The organism is Pantoea sp. MHSD4, assembly GCF_021043305.1.
Classification (GTDB): domain Bacteria; phylum Pseudomonadota; class Gammaproteobacteria; order Enterobacterales; family Enterobacteriaceae; genus Pantoea; species Pantoea eucalypti.
The window spans coordinates 166,027-182,087 of the sequence record NZ_JAJNDH010000001.1 but is presented as its reverse complement, the minus strand read 5'-3'; the positions used below and the strand labels follow the sequence as shown (position 1 = coordinate 182,087).

General features: G+C 56.7%; 16 protein-coding genes. 2 read left to right on the top strand and 14 right to left on the bottom strand.

The genetic code is table 11. The features are described 5' to 3' along the window. Window positions 1–96: 96 nt before the first annotated feature. From LQK91_RS00850 to dapA, 5 genes are all read right to left on the bottom strand, one after another. Entirely contained in the window at window positions 97–2,049 is a 1,953-nt protein-coding gene (locus LQK91_RS00850; protein WP_105098926.1) for a tRNA(Met) cytidine acetyltransferase TmcA, read from the bottom strand. Continuing rightward, window positions 2,049–2,915 carry a KPN_02809 family neutral zinc metallopeptidase gene (gene ypfJ, locus LQK91_RS00845; protein WP_003848793.1) on the bottom strand — a complete coding sequence of 289 codons (867 nt, stop codon included), beginning with the start codon at window positions 2,913–2,915 and terminating at the stop codon, window positions 2,049–2,051. Before ypfJ ends, LQK91_RS00850 begins: the two co-directional genes overlap by 1 nt. A gap of 140 nt (window positions 2,916–3,055) precedes the next feature. Then, window positions 3,056–3,769, bottom strand: a complete 714-nt coding sequence (gene purC, locus LQK91_RS00840) for a phosphoribosylaminoimidazolesuccinocarboxamide synthase (protein ID WP_003848791.1) — start codon at window positions 3,767–3,769, stop codon at window positions 3,056–3,058. 145 nt (window positions 3,770–3,914) lie between these two features. After that, a complete protein-coding gene (bamC, locus tag LQK91_RS00835) occupies window positions 3,915–4,946 on the bottom strand; it encodes an outer membrane protein assembly factor BamC (RefSeq protein WP_105098925.1) in 1,032 nt (343 codons plus the stop codon). A gap of 14 nt (window positions 4,947–4,960) precedes the next feature. Next, the gene (gene dapA, locus LQK91_RS00830) at window positions 4,961–5,839 is read right to left on the bottom strand and encodes a 4-hydroxy-tetrahydrodipicolinate synthase (protein ID WP_003848787.1); all 879 of its coding nucleotides are present in this window, start codon (window positions 5,837–5,839) and stop codon (window positions 4,961–4,963) included. Between the two features lie 143 nt (window positions 5,840–5,982). Here dapA and LQK91_RS00825 point away from each other — a divergent pair, with 143 nt between their 5' ends. Both LQK91_RS00825 and bcp read left to right on the top strand, forming a co-directional pair. Then, complete coding sequence (locus tag LQK91_RS00825; RefSeq protein ID WP_003848785.1) at window positions 5,983–6,564, top strand: glycine cleavage system transcriptional repressor; 582 nt, start codon at window positions 5,983–5,985, stop codon at window positions 6,562–6,564. 155 nt (window positions 6,565–6,719) lie between these two features. Beyond that, window positions 6,720–7,187, top strand: coding sequence for a thioredoxin-dependent thiol peroxidase (bcp, locus tag LQK91_RS00820; RefSeq protein WP_003848783.1), 468 nt, complete (start codon window positions 6,720–6,722; stop codon window positions 7,185–7,187). Window positions 7,188–7,280: 93 nt separating this feature from the next. Here the strand turns inward: bcp and LQK91_RS00815 are convergent, their stop codons facing one another. The 9 genes from LQK91_RS00815 to LQK91_RS00775 all read right to left on the bottom strand — a co-directional run bounded on the left by LQK91_RS00815 (window position 7,281) and on the right by LQK91_RS00775 (window position 15,913). After that, window positions 7,281–8,846, bottom strand: a complete 1,566-nt coding sequence (locus LQK91_RS00815) for a sensor domain-containing diguanylate cyclase (protein WP_105098924.1) — start codon at window positions 8,844–8,846, stop codon at window positions 7,281–7,283. Window positions 8,847–9,006: 160 nt separating this feature from the next. Next, entirely contained in the window at window positions 9,007–9,837 is an 831-nt protein-coding gene (locus LQK91_RS00810; protein ID WP_003848775.1) for a phosphodiesterase, read from the bottom strand. 10 nt (window positions 9,838–9,847) lie between these two features. Continuing rightward, window positions 9,848–10,831 carry an ABC transporter ATP-binding protein gene (locus tag LQK91_RS00805; RefSeq protein ID WP_003848773.1) on the bottom strand — a complete coding sequence of 328 codons (984 nt, stop codon included), beginning with the start codon at window positions 10,829–10,831 and terminating at the stop codon, window positions 9,848–9,850. Next, window positions 10,828–11,643 (bottom strand): ABC transporter permease, encoded by an 816-nt coding sequence (locus LQK91_RS00800; protein ID WP_003848771.1) that lies wholly within the window; start codon window positions 11,641–11,643, stop codon window positions 10,828–10,830. Before LQK91_RS00800 ends, LQK91_RS00805 begins: the two co-directional genes overlap by 4 nt. Further along, window positions 11,640–12,515 (bottom strand): ABC transporter permease, encoded by an 876-nt coding sequence (locus LQK91_RS00795; RefSeq protein WP_033761480.1) that lies wholly within the window; start codon window positions 12,513–12,515, stop codon window positions 11,640–11,642. Before LQK91_RS00795 ends, LQK91_RS00800 begins: the two co-directional genes overlap by 4 nt. Beyond that, a complete protein-coding gene (locus LQK91_RS00790; RefSeq protein ID WP_003848768.1) occupies window positions 12,515–13,537 on the bottom strand; it encodes an ABC transporter substrate-binding protein in 1,023 nt (340 codons plus the stop codon). Before LQK91_RS00790 ends, LQK91_RS00795 begins: the two co-directional genes overlap by 1 nt. Further along, window positions 13,521–14,543 carry a LacI family DNA-binding transcriptional regulator gene (locus LQK91_RS00785; RefSeq protein WP_105098923.1) on the bottom strand — a complete coding sequence of 341 codons (1,023 nt, stop codon included), beginning with the start codon at window positions 14,541–14,543 and terminating at the stop codon, window positions 13,521–13,523. The genes LQK91_RS00790 and LQK91_RS00785 overlap by 17 nt, the downstream gene beginning before the upstream one ends. Window positions 14,544–14,668: 125 nt before the next feature. Continuing rightward, window positions 14,669–15,277, bottom strand: a complete 609-nt coding sequence (locus LQK91_RS00780; protein ID WP_003848763.1) for a DsrE family protein — start codon at window positions 15,275–15,277, stop codon at window positions 14,669–14,671. A 30-nt stretch (window positions 15,278–15,307) separates the two neighbouring features. Beyond that, window positions 15,308–15,913 carry a DsrE family protein gene (locus LQK91_RS00775; protein ID WP_003848761.1) on the bottom strand — a complete coding sequence of 202 codons (606 nt, stop codon included), beginning with the start codon at window positions 15,911–15,913 and terminating at the stop codon, window positions 15,308–15,310. Window positions 15,914–16,061: the final 148 nt, after the last annotated feature.

Sequence of the window (16,061 nt, the reverse complement as noted above, 5' to 3'; positions counted from 1 at the left end):
TTGTTGACCTCCTGTGTTCACTCTACGCCGCGTAGCAAAAAATGATATGGGGATAATTTGAACCAGCTGGTCGAATTATTTCAACGGCCGGTGCAGTCAGTCCGCAGTAACGCCCAGGCTCTGGAGCGCTGTTGCTGCCTGCTGACGTAACACCGCGACCAGCGCTTTACGGCCACTCACGCCTGCCTGCCGGGCAAGCTCGCTTAGCGCATCGGGGGCGGCAACGACTGCGGCCAATAACGGGGCGGGCGCGACACTGGCTTCTGCCAGACGCTGCAATACCGGCAGGCTCGCCTCCAGGGGCCGCTGCGCCCAGGCAAAACCGATGGCCAGATGCATATCCTGGGCTGTTAATCCATTATCTGGGATCTGATCAAACTGCAGGTCCAGCGCGATATGTTGTCGCAACAGTGGCCAGTCACGCGCCAGCTGTTCTGCCGCCCGGCGCGCTAATGCCCTGCCCGCAGCAGAACAGGGCAGAATAGCCATTGCCGCATAGCAGCCGCTGCTGGCTTCGCGCTGGCTGCCTATTCGCACCAGAGTAAAACCACAGGCGCGCCAGAACGCCCAGAGTGATTCAGTGTAGCCGAAGCTGACAGAGAGGTAGTCGTGTTCTGCAGCCGCACGGGCCGCGGCGGCCACAAGCTGCTGACCGATTCCGCGGCGACGGCTCTCCGTTGCCACGGCAACACGGCTGATTCGTTGCGAGCGCAGGATTGCCGCTTCGGCAAGACCGGCGTGGGCAGCCAGAGATTGCGCCACCAGATTCCCGCGTGGTCGCCGGGTGCCCGCCCAGACCGCCTGCGCCAGTGCTGGCTCAAGACCGCCCTCCTCCACCAGCCAGAGTGCACCCTGTAATGCAGGTGTCTCGCCCGCCCGCCACAACGTCATACCCGGCGCATCCAGCAGGCGGCGCAGATCAAGTGGCGACGTGCGATAGTGCGCGCTGGTGAGCAGGCGATAGGCGGCTTCCAGCGTGCTGAAATCGTGACGTTCAACAGGATGCGGTGTGGCCGGAGAATCGGGTGCCGTCGCGCTGGCATCGTCAAACAGCAGCGCCTGATTCAGCCACTGCTCCAGCGGATCACAACGCGACCAGCGCAGCGGCTCGTCCAGCGTGAAATAGTGCACCCCGCTAAGCCCGGCGCAGAACTTAAGGATAAAGCCGCGCCCGCTGCCTTCGTAGCCCTGTACAGTGGTGGTGAGCAGCACACGGGGATACCGGCTGACCAGCGCCTGCAGTAGCGGGGCCGGTATCGCCGCCGCTTCATCCACAATCAGCCAATCCGCCTCGGGCGGCGGCGCCAGCGCCAGCAGTGCATCCGGCGCCATAAAGTGAAAATGCTCAGCGGCAAAGGTGGCCAGCACCTCCGTTGAAGCTTTCGCGGGTGCCGTGACCAGACAATGGCGATTCTGGCGGGCCAGCATCCCCGCCAGCGCCGATTTACCCCGTCCACGGGCGGCGGTCAGCACCGCGATCCCCGATGGCAGTCTCATCAGTTGATCGAGTATCGCCTGCTGCTGTTGCGGGGCCTGACAGTGCCATTCTGGCCAGTCAGGCTGCACCGGAAAACGGCATGGCTGATGCTGCCGCTCCAGCAGTACCTGGTCATCCGCCAGGATCAGCTGTTGCAGATGGTGAACAAAATGGGGTGTTGGGATGGGCTGAGCGACATCGGCCCAGCGCAGGCTGTCGGTGTCAGGCTGCTGCGACCACCCTTCCCAGGGCGGGACCAGCAGTAACAGCCAGCTACCTGCGGTGAGCGTGCCAGCCAGCGCAGCGAAAGCCTCGGCATGAAAGCCCTGGCGGGCATCGAATATCCCATGACGAAATTCACGGCCAAGCAGCGTGCGAACCGCGCCTGGCTGTTTGTGCATAAGTGACTCACCAGAGGAAGCAGAGAAGAGCGGCTCCGGGCTTAGCACCAGCCAGTCGCCTGGCAACGCGTCATGCCACTCTGCAGCACGCTCCAGGCACCAGTCCGGGTCGCCGCTGATCACGGCCAGGCGACGCACACCGGCCTGCTGCATAGACTGTGTTGCGATCATCAGTTGCTGGCGAAGGTGTTGCACTGTCCTGGATTGCCACCATCAAATCCGCGCTTAAACCAGGTGTAGCGTTGCTCAGAGGTGCCATGGGTAAAGCTGTCCGGCACTACGCGGCCCTGACCCTTCTGCTGCAGACGGTCATCGCCAATCGCCTCTGCGGCGTTCAGCGCTTCCTGCAAATCCCCTGCTTCAAGGATGTTCTCTTGCTGCATATAGTGTCCCCAGACACCGGCAAAACAGTCTGCCTGCAATTCCATTTTCACAGAGAGCTGATTGACCTGCGTCTGGCTCGCGCCCTGCTGCATTTCACGTACTTTAGGCTCAATACCCAGCAGTTTCTGAACATGGTGGCCCACTTCATGCGCGACAACGTAGCCCTGGGCGAAGTCGCCGTCAGCGCCGAGTTTGTTTTTCATCTCGTCATAGAAAGAGAGATCGATGTAGACAGTCTGATCGGCTGGACAGTAGAAGGGTCCCATCACGGATTGGCCTGTGCCGCAGCCGGTTCGGGTTGCCCCGCGATACATCACCAGCTTTGGTGCAACATACTGTTTGTTCATCTGTTTGAACAGCTTGCCCCAGGTATCTTCCGTGGTCGCAAGAATCACCTTAGTGAATTTTGCAGCCTCGTCATCATTGGTGCTGACGCTGCGCTGTTGCTGCTGGCTGGTTGGTGCAACGTCCCCACCCGTCAGCAGCGCGGTAAGGTCATAACCGTAATAACCTGCAATAGCCACCACCACCAACAGGATGATACCGCCTTTGCCGCGCGGCAGACGAATCTGACGGCCTCCGCCACCTAAACCGGACGATTGATCGCGACGGTCCTCTACATTGTCGCTTTCGCGACGCCCTTGCCAGCGCATGCTCTCTTCCCTCAGTCATTTTTTTCAGATGGCATGATTTTAGTTGCGTGACCGGGCAATCACCAGCTTTAGGCTGAAATGAAAACGGAGAGCCTGGGCTCTCCGTTTTATTCTGCTTACTTACTGCACTGCAGGCTGACTCAGTCGAGTTTTACGCCCAGCCTCTGTGCCACTGCTTCATAAGCTTCGACTACGCCGCCCAGGCTCTGGCGAAAACGGTCTTTGTCCATTTTATCCAGGGTCTCTTTGTCCCACAGGCGTGCACCATCTGGCGAAAACTCATCGCCCAGCGTGACTTCACCGTTAAACAGACCAAACTCAAGTTTGAAATCAACCAGAATCAGACCCGCATCGTCGAACAGCTTGCTCAGCACTTCGTTGGCTTTAAAGGTCAGTTCCTGCATCCGCGCCAGGTTCTGCTTGCTGACCCAGCCAAAAGTTTCGCAGTAGGATTCGTTGACCATCGGGTCATGCTTTTCATCATCTTTGAGGAAAAGATCAAACAGCGGGGGATTGAGCACAATGCCCTCTTCCACGCCCAGACGTTTTACCAGCGAACCTGCGGCGCGGTTACGGACCACGCACTCTACCGGCACCATCTCCAGCTTCTTCACCAGCGCTTCGGTATCAGACAGCAGCGCTTCCATCTGGGTTGGAATACCCGCTTCCTGCAATTTGGTCATGATGAAGTGGTTAAACTTGTTGTTAACCATTCCTTTGCGATCAAATTGCTCAATTCGGGCGCCATCACCTGCTGACGTATCGTTGCGGAATTCGAGTATCAGCAGATCCGGATTATCGGTGCTGTATACGGTTTTCGCTTTACCGCGATACAACTCAGCTCGCTTTTGCATCTTATTCACTCCAGACTTGAAATAACGGGTGTTCAGCGGCCAGTGCCGCTGCGGCGATTGCCATGACGCAATCGTTTACTTCGCCGCGCGCTATTATGCCAAAAACAAAATAAAAAGGCCGGAGAATCTCCGGCCTGAGGCAACTTTATTTGTTCAGCGCCGCCTGGAACACGGCCACCAGCGCATCGTTCTGCGACTGGGTCAGCACATGCCCTTTCGGGTCGATAAATTGCAGACTGGTGCGGTTGTCCAAATCACCGACCTGCACTTTGTAATCACCGTCAGGTAATTCCGGGTTTTTTGCGCCAATGGAATCCCAGTCGCTGCTGCTCAGTGACTTGTAGGTCACTTTCATGCTACCCGTTGAGCGAGTGGTATCCGTCACCTCCATCCCAACGCGTTTCATCGCTTCAGGCAGACGCTGCCACGCCACATTATATGGCGTGCGCAGGATCAGCATTGGCAGGCCGGTATCATCTGCGCCGCTCTGCACATCAATAGCCCCACTCACCCGACCTGCCGCCGCGTTTTCACTGGCGGTATCAATCTTGTCCAGACCGGTGCTGATTTCATTCAGCATCTGCGCGGTATAGCGCTGGATCTGCACAGGTGAGGTAACGGTTTTACCCGCCTGCTGCAGCTCCAGCAGACGTACGGTGAGCTGCTGCTGATAGCTCTGCGACTGCACACTGATCTGGTAGCGACCACGATACTGCTGATCTTCATCAGCACGATTCCACTGGACCCAGTCGGTCGTCAGCTGCTGGCCGGCGTCATTACGTGAAGCAATCGCGAAATTGTTTGACTGCACGACGCTCACGACGCGTGGCCAGACTGAACCACGGCTACTATCAATCATCAGTGCGCCCGTGTTGTTGCTGAACTGCGCACGGGTGCCGTTCATCAGGGCCAGCGGCTGGGCAGGTGGACGAATGTCGAGCTGCTTGCCGGTCGGTGCCTGACTGCTGGTGCGCGGTACATCGTAATCACCACGCTGTACCGGCAGGATCATGCCGGCCGGCGCTTTCAGTTCACTTAACTGACTGGCTTCAAGATAAGATTCGTCACCACTGACCTGGCGCTTATAACGCTGATCACTTGAACAGGCCGACAACAGCATCAGGGTAGAAAGCCCCACCACTGTGGCTACTGTTGACCGCTTTACTGAGTAATTCATTCAAACTCCCTAAATTATCGCAAACCCGCTTTCACCAGCGCCTGCTCCACTTTCGGCTGGCCAGCTGCAGTCAGTGGCGTCATTGGCAGACGCAGCGTGTCGTTAGCGATTAATCCTAGCTGTTTCGCAGCCCATTTCACCGGGATAGGATTGGGTTCACAGAAAAGCGTCTGGTGCAGGTGCATCAGACGCTGATTCAGGCGGCGTGCCTCAACGAAATTGCCCTGCTGTGCAAGTTGACACAGTTGAACCATTTCGCGTGCAGCGACGTTTGCGGTCACCGAAATGACGCCTTTACCGCCCAGTTGCATAAAGTCCAGCGCAGTCGCGTCATCGCCACTCACCAGAATGAAATCTTCATTTACCAGCTCTTGGATCTGACTAACACGCGATAAGTTCCCGGTTGCCTCTTTGATTCCGATAATATTTTTGATTTCGGCCAGGCGGGCAACGGTTTCCGGCAGCATGTCACAACCGGTGCGCGAGGGAACGTTATACAGCATCTGTGGCAGGCTGGTGCTATTCGCAATCGCTTTGAAGTGCTGGAACAGCCCTTCCTGGGTCGGACGATTGTAATAAGGCGTCACGGTGAGGCAACCCACCACGCCGGAATTTTCAAAACGCTTCGTCAGAGAGATGCCTTCAGCGGTGGCGTTTGCACCGGTTCCGGCTATCACCGGGATACGGCCATCAGCCAGTTCCAGGGTCAGCATCACCACATCACCATGTTCTTCATGGCTCAGGGTTGCAGATTCGCCTGTGGTGCCGACGGAAACGATCGCCGCGGTGCCGCTGGCGACATGATAATCAATCAGTTTTTTCAGACTCGACCGGCAGACATTACCGTTGTCATCCATTGGCGTAACGAGTGCAACAATACTTCCCGTAAACATTGGCGATCCCCTCGACAAACAAGTGCTTCATGGTACGTTTTACACTTAGGGAAAAGCAAGCAAGCCACGCCATTCCCGCGCTTGTCAGCAGTTTTTTTTATGTTTACCTTATGGTTATTAGCGAAAGCAGAGGAAAAGCCATTTTGCCGCAATCTCAGCCCCATCATCTGGTGATCACCGCGCTTGGTGTTGACCGTCCGGGTATCGTCAACACCATTACCCGACACGTCAGCAGCTGCGGTTGTAATATTGAAGATAGCCGTCTTGCCATGCTCGGGGATGAGTTCACGTTTATTATGCTGCTGTCGGGCAGCTGGAACGCAATCACACTGATTGAATCGACATTGCCGCTGAAAGGCGCAGAGCTGGAGCTGCTGATCGTCATGAAGCGAACCAATGCCCGGCTTCGTCCGCCGATGCCCGACACCGCATTCATCCAGGTTGAAGTGGCCGATTCGCCGCATATTATTGAGCGTTTCACCGATCTTATTGATAAGCATCAGATGAACGTGGCCGAACTGGTGTCGCGAATCACACCTGCGCAACACGAATTGCCACCGACACTCTATATTCAAATGACGGCCCACAGTCCAACGCGAACCCGTGGCACGTCGTTTGAGCAGGCTTTTAATACCCTGTGCCAGGAGCTGAATGCCCAGGGAACGCTACGTCTCTACAGTGTCTCAGACGCCGACAGCAGCGAACCTGTCAGCGCGATACGCTAAGCTTTGGTCCTTAAACCGGAGTTATTTCTCCACATTACTGACGCCTGAATGCTCGGCTATGTGGTGAAATACCCCCTGATGGTAATGTTGCTGCTGGCCGTTTCTGGCCGGATGGTGTATTACCCACAGCCTGAATAAGAAAATGGAGAGATGTGATGAATCCACTGAAAGCCGGAGATACTGCACCCGCATTTAGCCTGCCTGACCAGGACGGCGAACACGTGAATCTGACCGACTTCCAGGGACAGCGCGTTCTGGTGTACTTCTACCCGAAAGCGATGACACCAGGCTGCACCGTGCAGGCGTGCGGTCTGCGTGACAACATGGATGAGTTGAAAAAAGCGGGCGTGGAAGTGCTGGGTATCAGCACCGACAAACCGGAAAAACTGTCAAAGTTTGTCGAAAAAGAGCTGCTGAACTTTACGCTGCTGTCAGATGAAAATCATGAAGTCTGCCAGGCGTTTGGCGTCTGGGGTGAAAAAACGTTTATGGGGAAAACCTATGACGGTATTCATCGCATCAGCTTTTTGGTTGATGCCGAGGGCAAGATCGAAAAAGTGTTTGATAACTTTAAGACGTCGAATCACCACGACATGGTGCTGGATTACGTCAAATCAGCCTGATGTTAAGGGGCGCGTTAGTCTGACCGCCGCGCCCCTGCTTCTCTTTTTCCCGCACGTTAACCCTGCCGTAATGAAACATCCGGTTTCACCCGACTAGGAGTCGGCAACGATCACACAGTTACGTCCGGCACTCTTCGCCTCATAGAGCGCCGCATCCGCCTGTTTCAGGCTGTTTTCCAGTCCCGCATCCTGCGAACCATTCCAGGCCGCCACGCCAATAGACAAGGTAATGCGCCCAACGTCAGTCAGCCAGGCTTCAGCAATGCCCACCCGTACGCGTTCTGCGATGATCTGCGCCTCATCCAGGGCCGTTCCTGGCAATAGCATCAGAAACTCCTCTCCGCCATTGCGACAGACCACATCAGACTGACGGGCGCTGGCACGCAGCGTACTTGCCACCTGCTGAATGACCCGGTCGCCCACGTCGTGGCCCCAGCTGTCATTAACGTTTTTGAAATGATCGATATCCAGTGCCAGCACCGAAAAAGGCTGACGCAGGGTCCGATAGTACTCCAGCACCGCATTCAGACCCCGGCGATTGAGTACCTGAGTCAGCGGATCGGTCTGCGCTTCTGAGTTAAGCCGACCAATTTTATCCTGCACCAGCCCAATACCGGTGAGCAGCGCACGCTTTACCTGGGCCGCTTCAAAATACCAGGCGGTGATGCCGCCAATTTCTTTTGATACGCCCTGCGCATCCATCCGGCTGGCTTTACGCGCCAGCTGGAAGAGTGGCCGGGCAATCAGACGTGCCATGACTAAGGCCACCAGCAGAGTCAGCAGCGCGAACGGCACAGAATTTTTCAGCACTTTCATCAACAGACCGGACAGCGGATCCAGTGTGACGTTAATCGGCTTCAACGCTACCACTGTCCAGCCTGTCGTCGGCACCACGGAAAAGCCCGCCAGCTGTGTGGCATTACCCGGACCGGCAAGCATCAGCGAGCCATTGGTCTGGTCATCACGCGGATTGACGATGGCAGGCAGCGTTTTGCCAATCAGTTGACGATTCTGGTGATACAACACCTCATTGTTGCTATCGAGCACATAAACCGTTGTGCCATCGCGATAGAACTGCTCACCCAGCAGCGCATTGAGTATGCTTTTCTTCTTCAGGTAGATCGTGCCGCCGATGTAGCCCAGGTAGTCACCCTCGGGACTCCAGACAGGCCATGAGACAAAAACCAGCAGATTATTGGCGGCAGAAAGGGAGGGTTTACTGATGATCGGCTGTCGCAGGGTCAGCGCCTCTCGCGAGGCGTCACTGGTGAGGTGCATACCCTGTAACGTCAGTGACTCGGGGGAAATTGCTTTGATCACGCCCTGCGCATCCACGATCGCGACGGAGTTGAAACTGGTGGTCTGCTCACGCAGTCGATTGACTTCATTGTTCAGCAGCCCCTGATTAGTAAAGTCACGGCTGAGCTGATTGGCGCTGTAATGAAGTTGAGACTGCGCCAGCTGGAAGAAAATTTCACTGGTTGAGGCGAGCTTGGCGGCATACGCCCGGTTAGCCTCAAGCGTGGTGTCAATAAGCACCTGGCGCTGAACCCGCCAGGTAGCGTAGAGCGCGTTCGCGAGTGTGATAACAATGCTGACAATCACCAGCAGGGCGATCAGATTGCGCAAATCGGCCTTGGGCCGGATGTGCTTTAGCATGGCGTCGCCGCGCCGAAGATGAGTGTCATGTCGTGAATGCCTGATTATTTTTTTAAGTGTGCCAGAGGCCCTGATATCCGGGCTTAAGTCTACACTGTGTCGGCATTTTTGAGCAGCACTAAGACAAATTTTACCCCGCTTAATACAGATTTAGCTGGCACTAATCGATTAATCCCTGACTATCGTAAAATGGCCAGGGTCCTGAAAAATGGCCAATCGCGCACTGATGTGTGACCATTCCCTCTCCGGGTTGCCAGCAATGCAGTAAATAGCCGGGCGGCTCCAGGATAAAGTGCGCGGGCCCCTCCGGATGCAGATCCAGCGCGACCTGATGCGATACGCCCGGCGCGACACAGGCGAGCGTGCCAGCAAAGCGGGTCTGCAGGCTGCGATGCAGATGTCCACACAAGACCCGTTCTACCTGCGGATGACGGGCAATGATCGCCTCAAGAGCCTGCGGATGGCGTAACCGTTGCCGATCCATATGCGCAATGCCGCAGGCAAAAGGCGGATGGTGCAGCATGACCAGGGTGGGCTGATCCGCGGACATGCCCAGCGCCTGGTCCAGCCATTCTAACTGTTCCTCATCTACCTCACCCCACGGCTGTTGCGGTACGCTGGAATCCAGGGCAATCAACCTGACGCCGCCCACACTCAGCTGCCAGTTCAGTGTGGGTCCGGATTGCAGATAGCCGTGATCAGGGAAGGCAGCCCGCAGCGCCTCGCGGTCGTCGTGATTGCCCGCCATGAGATAAAACGGCGGTTGCAGGCGCTGCAGGGCTTCCCGCAAAGTCTGATACTCATCCGGCCTGCCAAAATCGACCAGATCGCCGGTAATTACCACTGCATCAGGTCGCGGCTGCAGCGAGTTGAGGGTATCGATAACCTGCAGTAACGCCGCATGGGTATCGACCTGTTTGTATGAGAGGCGGCCATGGGCCTTGATATGCAGATCGCTGATTTGAGCAATCAATGTGGGTTGAAGAGACACAACAGACTCCTTAGCAACTGAATTCCAGCGCGGCGTGGCTGGTCAGCGACCAGCTGATACGCTGCCCCGCCTGCCAGATTTCGCGCGCATGACGATCGACCTGAATGGGATTATCCAGTCCGATATCAATCAGTAAGCGCTGTGAAGCGCCGAGAAACATACTGCCCACCACCACGCCGCGCTGGGCATAGCGCGTATCATCGGCCAGCAGAACATCTTCCGGGCGGCAAAAACGCACAGGATGGCCTTCCGGGTCGTGCGCAACGCAGTTAATCGCACCCACAAAATCGGCCACAAAGCGGGAGGCAGGACGCTGATAAATGCCCTGCGGGGTATCAAGCTGCACCAGACGGCCCTGCTCCATCACCGCGATGCGATCGCCCAGCGCCATCGCCTCCTGCTGATCATGCGTGACGTAAACGGCGGTGATCGCCAGCCGCTTAAGCAGCGCACCGATCTCCAGACGCAGTCGGTCGCGCAGCCTGGCATCAAGCGCCGCCAGCGGCTCATCAAACAGCAGCACTTTAGGCCGGGCGGCCAGCGCACGTGCCAGCGCCACACGCTGTTTCTGCCCGCCGGACAACTTATCAATCGCGCGATGTGCCAGAGGCGTCAGATCAACCAGCGCCAGCATCTCTGCAACCCGCGCCTCTCGCTCGGCACGCGGCACGCCCTGCACCTTCAGGCCATAGGCGACGTTCTGCGCCACGTTAAGTGTCGGGAACAGCGCGTAGTTCTGGAACACCATGCCGACATTGCGTTTCTCAATCGGCAGCGCGGTAACGTTACGTTGATCAAACCAGATCTCGCCCGGCGGATCGCTGCTTTCCAGGCCACTGATAATGCGCAGTAGCGTGGTTTTACCACAGCCCGACGGTCCCAGCAGAACCAGCGTTTCTCCGGCGTGCACGCGCAGATCGAGCGGATGCAGCGCGACCTGCTGATTAAAGCGACGCGAGCAGTGGCGCAGCGTCACATTGATGGCCTCATTCATACGGTTTCCTCTCTCTGCTGCCGCGACGTTTGCCGTTCCAGCCAGTGATTACAGGCGTTAAGCAACAGCAGCAGCGGTAAAATCATCATGATAAAGATCAGTGTGTAGGCAGAACCGACTTCCAGCCGCATGGAGGTGTAGCTGTCGGCCAGCCCCACCGGCAGCGTTTTGGTCAGCGGTGTGTGGAGCATCCAGGTAATGTTGAACTCCCCCACCGACAGGGTGATGACCATAAACGCACCCGCCAGAATGCCGTTACGGCAGTTCGGAACGACCACAGTAAAAAAGCGACGCCAGAAACTCGCCCCCAGGCTGGCGGCGGCCTCTTCCAGGCGCGGAAGATCAATCGCCTGCATCACCGACAGCACCGGGCGAATCATGAAGGGCAGTGTAAACAGCACATGGCCGATCAGGATAAAGAGCCAGCTGTCGCGCAACGCACTGAACTGACCGTAAAGCAGAATGATGCCCAGCGCGGTGGCGAGGCCCGGCAACGCCACCGGCAGCATCAGACACTCCTCAATACGCGAGGCCCAGCGTGACGGTGACTTGAGTAAGCCCCAGGCGGCGGGTACGCCAGCAATGACCGTCACCGCCAGACAGCTCAGCGCAATCAGCAGTGACAGCCAGAAGGTGTCGGCATACATCTGCCACACCTGCTCCACCCACTTCAGTGTCAGGCCACTGCGCAGGCCCGCGAAGTAGTTCTGTGTAACGCCCGCCAGCATCGAGAGCATGACCGGCACGATCATAAACAGTGCGGTGAGGCTGGTGATCGCAACCTGCAGCCAGAAGAGACCCCGTCGTTTCAAGATTCATGCTCCTTCCGGCGCGTAAGGCCATTAGCCAGCATCAGCGCCAGCCAGGCCACGGCGCCCATCACGACTGAGAGTGCCGCCGCAGTGGCAAAGTTAGCGTAATTGGTGAACTCACCGTAAATGGTCAGCGGCAGCACAGCGAGTTCGGTACCCAGCGTAAAGGCGGTGCCAAACGCGCCCATACTGGTGGCGAAACAGAGTGCGCCACAGGAGAGCAGCGCCGGTTTCAGTCCGGGTATGATGACGTCTATGATGATGCGCCACTGGCTGGCACCCAGTGAACGGGCCGCCTCTTCCAGCGATCTATCCAGTTTCTCACTGGCCGCCACCAGCGTTACGATGGCACGCGGCAGCGAAAAGTAGAGATAGCCAACAAATAAGCCGCTGAGTGAATAGGCGAAGACCCAGCGTTCATGAAACAGGCTGAGACTGAGTTGCGCCAGCACACCCTGACGCCCCGCCAGCATGACCATCAGAAATCCCACCACCACGCCCGGAAAAGCCAGCGGAAAGGTCAGCAGCGCCAGCAGCGTTCCTCGCCCGGGAAAGCGCTGCCGCGCCAGAAAGCAGCCCACCACCGCCGCAATCAGCAGCGTGACCAGGGTCACCGCCGCCGAGAGCAGGACGGTATTCAGCAGGCTTTGCAGATATTGTGGCTGGCTGATTACCGTCCAGTAGCCACTGTGGTGCGTGGTGCGATCCTCCGTCATGCCGATCTGCAACAGGCGGGCAAACGGCAGCACCCAGAAGGCGGCAAAGAAGAGCAGCGCAGGCAACAGCATCCACGGCCAGTTTGCCCCCAGCGGGCGGAGCCGATGGCGAAGCGGCCCACCCGTGGTTAAGGAATTAATGTCTGAAAGTGACATCAGCGAATCTCACTCAGATAGCGTGCGGAGAAGCCCTTCTGTGCATCGGCCATCTGCTGATAATCGACCGTGTGGGCGCGCGCATAATCACTGTCAGGCAGAAAATATTTTTTCGCCTCAGGTGACATTGCGCCAGCCCGTACCGGACGCAGCCAGGCATTGGCCCAGATTGCCTGGCCCGCATCGGACAGCACGAAATCGATCACTTTCTTACCGTTGGCCGGATGCGGCGCGTTCTTCACGAGGCTGATAACGTACGGCACCGTCACCGTTCCCTCACTCGGGATCACAAACTCGACATTGGCGTGATCTTTGTAGCGGGCGCGATAGGCGTTGAAGTCATAGTCGATCAGAATCGGTATTTCGCCTGAAATCAGCCGCGCATAGGCGGTCTGCTTAGGCACAATGGGCTGGTTGCGCTGCAGCGCTTTGAACCAGTTGATGGCGGGAGTGAAGTCATGCAGGCTGCCGCCTTTGGCCTGATTCACCGCGACTGCGGCCACATAGCCTACAAAGGCACTGGCCGGATCAAGATAACCCACCATGCCTTTATATTCCGGCTTCAGAAGATCATCCCAGGATCGCGGCACCGGCGCGCCACCCAGCGCATCAACATTCACCATAAAGCCCATGGTACCGGAGTGCAGCGCTACCCATTTGCCCGCCGGATCTTTCATACCGGCCGGGATTTCATCCCAGTGAGCCGGCTTATACGCGCTGACCACATCAGCACTGACAGCCTGAATGCCGAAGCTGACGCCGTAATAGACCACGTCGGCAACCGGATTATTTTTCTCTGCCACCAGCTGCGCCAGCGCCTGACCCGAGTTTTTATTGTCCTGTGGCACATGAATCCCGGTCGCTTTTTCAATCGCCTGAAGCTGCGTGGCCCAGTCGGCCCACTCAGGCGGGCAGTTGTAGCAGATAGCATTTTCCGCCGCCTGGACCCATGAACTGGTCAGCGTGCAGCCAGCCAGCAGCGCCGCGCTGGCGATATATCTGAGATTAAACGTGAGTGACATGATGTTTCCCTGAAGAAGAGCCATAAAATGCCGGGGCGATACTCTCCCCGATCCGTAAATGATGGGGCAGCAGGTGGGTTTCACTGCCCGGATTCAGAAGCAGATCAATGGCGAGCGTTCCCATCAGCGCAATCGGCTGAACCACGCTCGCCAGTGACGGTGAAAGCTGTTCGCCCAGCGCAATGCCGTCGAAACCGATCACTGACAATTGATGCGGCACGCTGACACCTGCACGTGCAGCCGCCCCCAGCAGGCTGATAGCCAGCAGATCGTTACTGCAAATCACTGCAGTCAGCGGCGAAGGTGCATTCATCAGCGGCAGCAGCGGCTTGAAATCGGAGTGGATATGGCTGGGCATCTCAATCATCGCCTGCGGCGTCAGGCCGGCCTGCTGCATGGCCTGGCAGTAGCCAAGAAAGCGAAGACGTGCGCGATCGGATTGCTGCATTGGGCCTGCGGCCATCACGATGTGACGGTGACCCAGAGAGATGAGATGGGTGGTCGCTTCGGCCATCGCTTTGCGGTTGTCGACGTGCAAAGCAGGCCATGCGTGCTGTTGCGGCACGCTGTGGGTCAGTACAAATGGCATCTTCGCTGCCGCCAGTGTGGGCAGCAGCGCACTGCGGTCGGCGTCTGCCACCGTCAGTACCAGACCGGCAACACGCTGGTGCAGCATATGTTCGACAATGGCTGCTTCCCGCTCAGCCTGATAATCACTGGTCGCCACCAGCAACGCATAGCCTGCCTGCTGCGCCTGCTGCTCCATCGCCTGCAATTGCATGGCAAAAACCGGATTGAGCAGAGAAGGCAGCAGTACACCGAGCGTGGTGGAGTGGCGGGTACGGAGCTGACGGGCAATGTAATTCGGCCGAAAACCTATCTGTTCTGAAGCGGCAAGCACCTTTTGCAGCGTACCCGGTTTAAGCAGATGAGGATCAGAGAAGGCGCGCGCAGCGGTTGCGCGGGAAACCCCTGCCAGTCTGGCTACGCTGATTAAATCGGTCATGTCTGCCTCGTTTATCGTCAATGAGATCGATCTCATTGCGGTCTAAACTAGTGGCGTTATATGACAGGCGTATCTCAGGAAGTTGACTGACAGATGACAGCGGCAGTGACGCCGCTGCTGGAGAGTTAAAGCATCAGGAAGGCGTAACCGCTGTTTTCCAGGGTGGCAACGGTGGTGCCGCTGGAGATGGTATGAGTGACCATCGGGTCAATCCAGTTGCGATCAAGCTGATGAAACGCGACAGACTGATCACAGATAGTGACCTGAACGCCCGCTTTTTTCAGCTCGCTGATCAGCTTCAGGTTCGGGTTATCCACGCCATAAGCTTTGCTGAACTGATCATTATTCAGCGCTGATGACACTGCATCACCGTTAATCGACACCACAAATTTCAGCTGGTCGAGTGGCACACCCGCCGCATAATAGAGGTTGGTGACGCGCGCTACGCGCTCCAGACCCAGATTCGGCTTACGAATATCGCCTTCATTACGGTTAATCTGGAAAACAATTTTATTACTCAGGCCCGCTGTCGTGCCGGGTTTAAATGCGGGCGTGTCGACATAATGTATTTTTCCGTAGCCCTCGATTGCTGGCGTACTCCAGAAATCAGCAGGCTCAGATTTATTATCTGCCATTTTCCCACTGACCTTATCGTATAATTCCGGCAACTGTAAAACATTGCCCCCAATAAATCCGGCAACGGCTGCCATCACCACTAAAGCTGCTGGACGCATTTACGTTTCTCCCAATTATTTAAATATGAATTACATTGCCAGCCACGCGTATCCCTGATTTTGCAGGGTTGATACGGTGGTTGGACTGGAAAGCGCATGTACCACGGATTTATCAATCCAGTTATTGGGATAGTGATGGAATGCCACGGACTGATCGCAGACCGAGACTTTCACTCCCGCCTGATTCAGCTCATTAATCAGCTTCAGGTTTGGATTTTCGATGCCATAAAATTGTTTGAAATGGGCATTGTCCAGCATGGCGGGCGTCGCATCTCCGGTGACTGACACCACAAACTTCAGTTGGTCAGCCGGAATACCCGAGGCGATATAGAGATTGACCACCCTGGCTACGCGTTCCAGCCCCAGATTGGGCGCGGTCATCGCCCCGTCGCTTCGGGTAATCTGGAAAACAATTTTGTTACTCAGGCCCGGCACCGGTTTAAACGCGGCGTCAGGCTCGTAATGAATTTTTCCGTAACCTTCAATCGCCGGCGTGCTCCAGAATCCGGGTGCTTCCTGTGGCTCGGTTGCAAAATGGCGTGTCACTTTGTCGTAAATATCGCCACTCTGTGTGACAGCCGCGCCAACGACGCCGCCAATAATGGCGATTAACGCGTATGAAACAACTGAACGCATAACCCTTTTCTCCGGCATATTATGTCTGGCAGATTCAGAATTGAATCAGGTCGGCTATCTATACCACAGCGCAGGTGTAATTCTTGCCTCTGTAAATTCAGGTCAACGCAGCGCTGATAACTATTGAAATTATTCACAGCCGGAATTA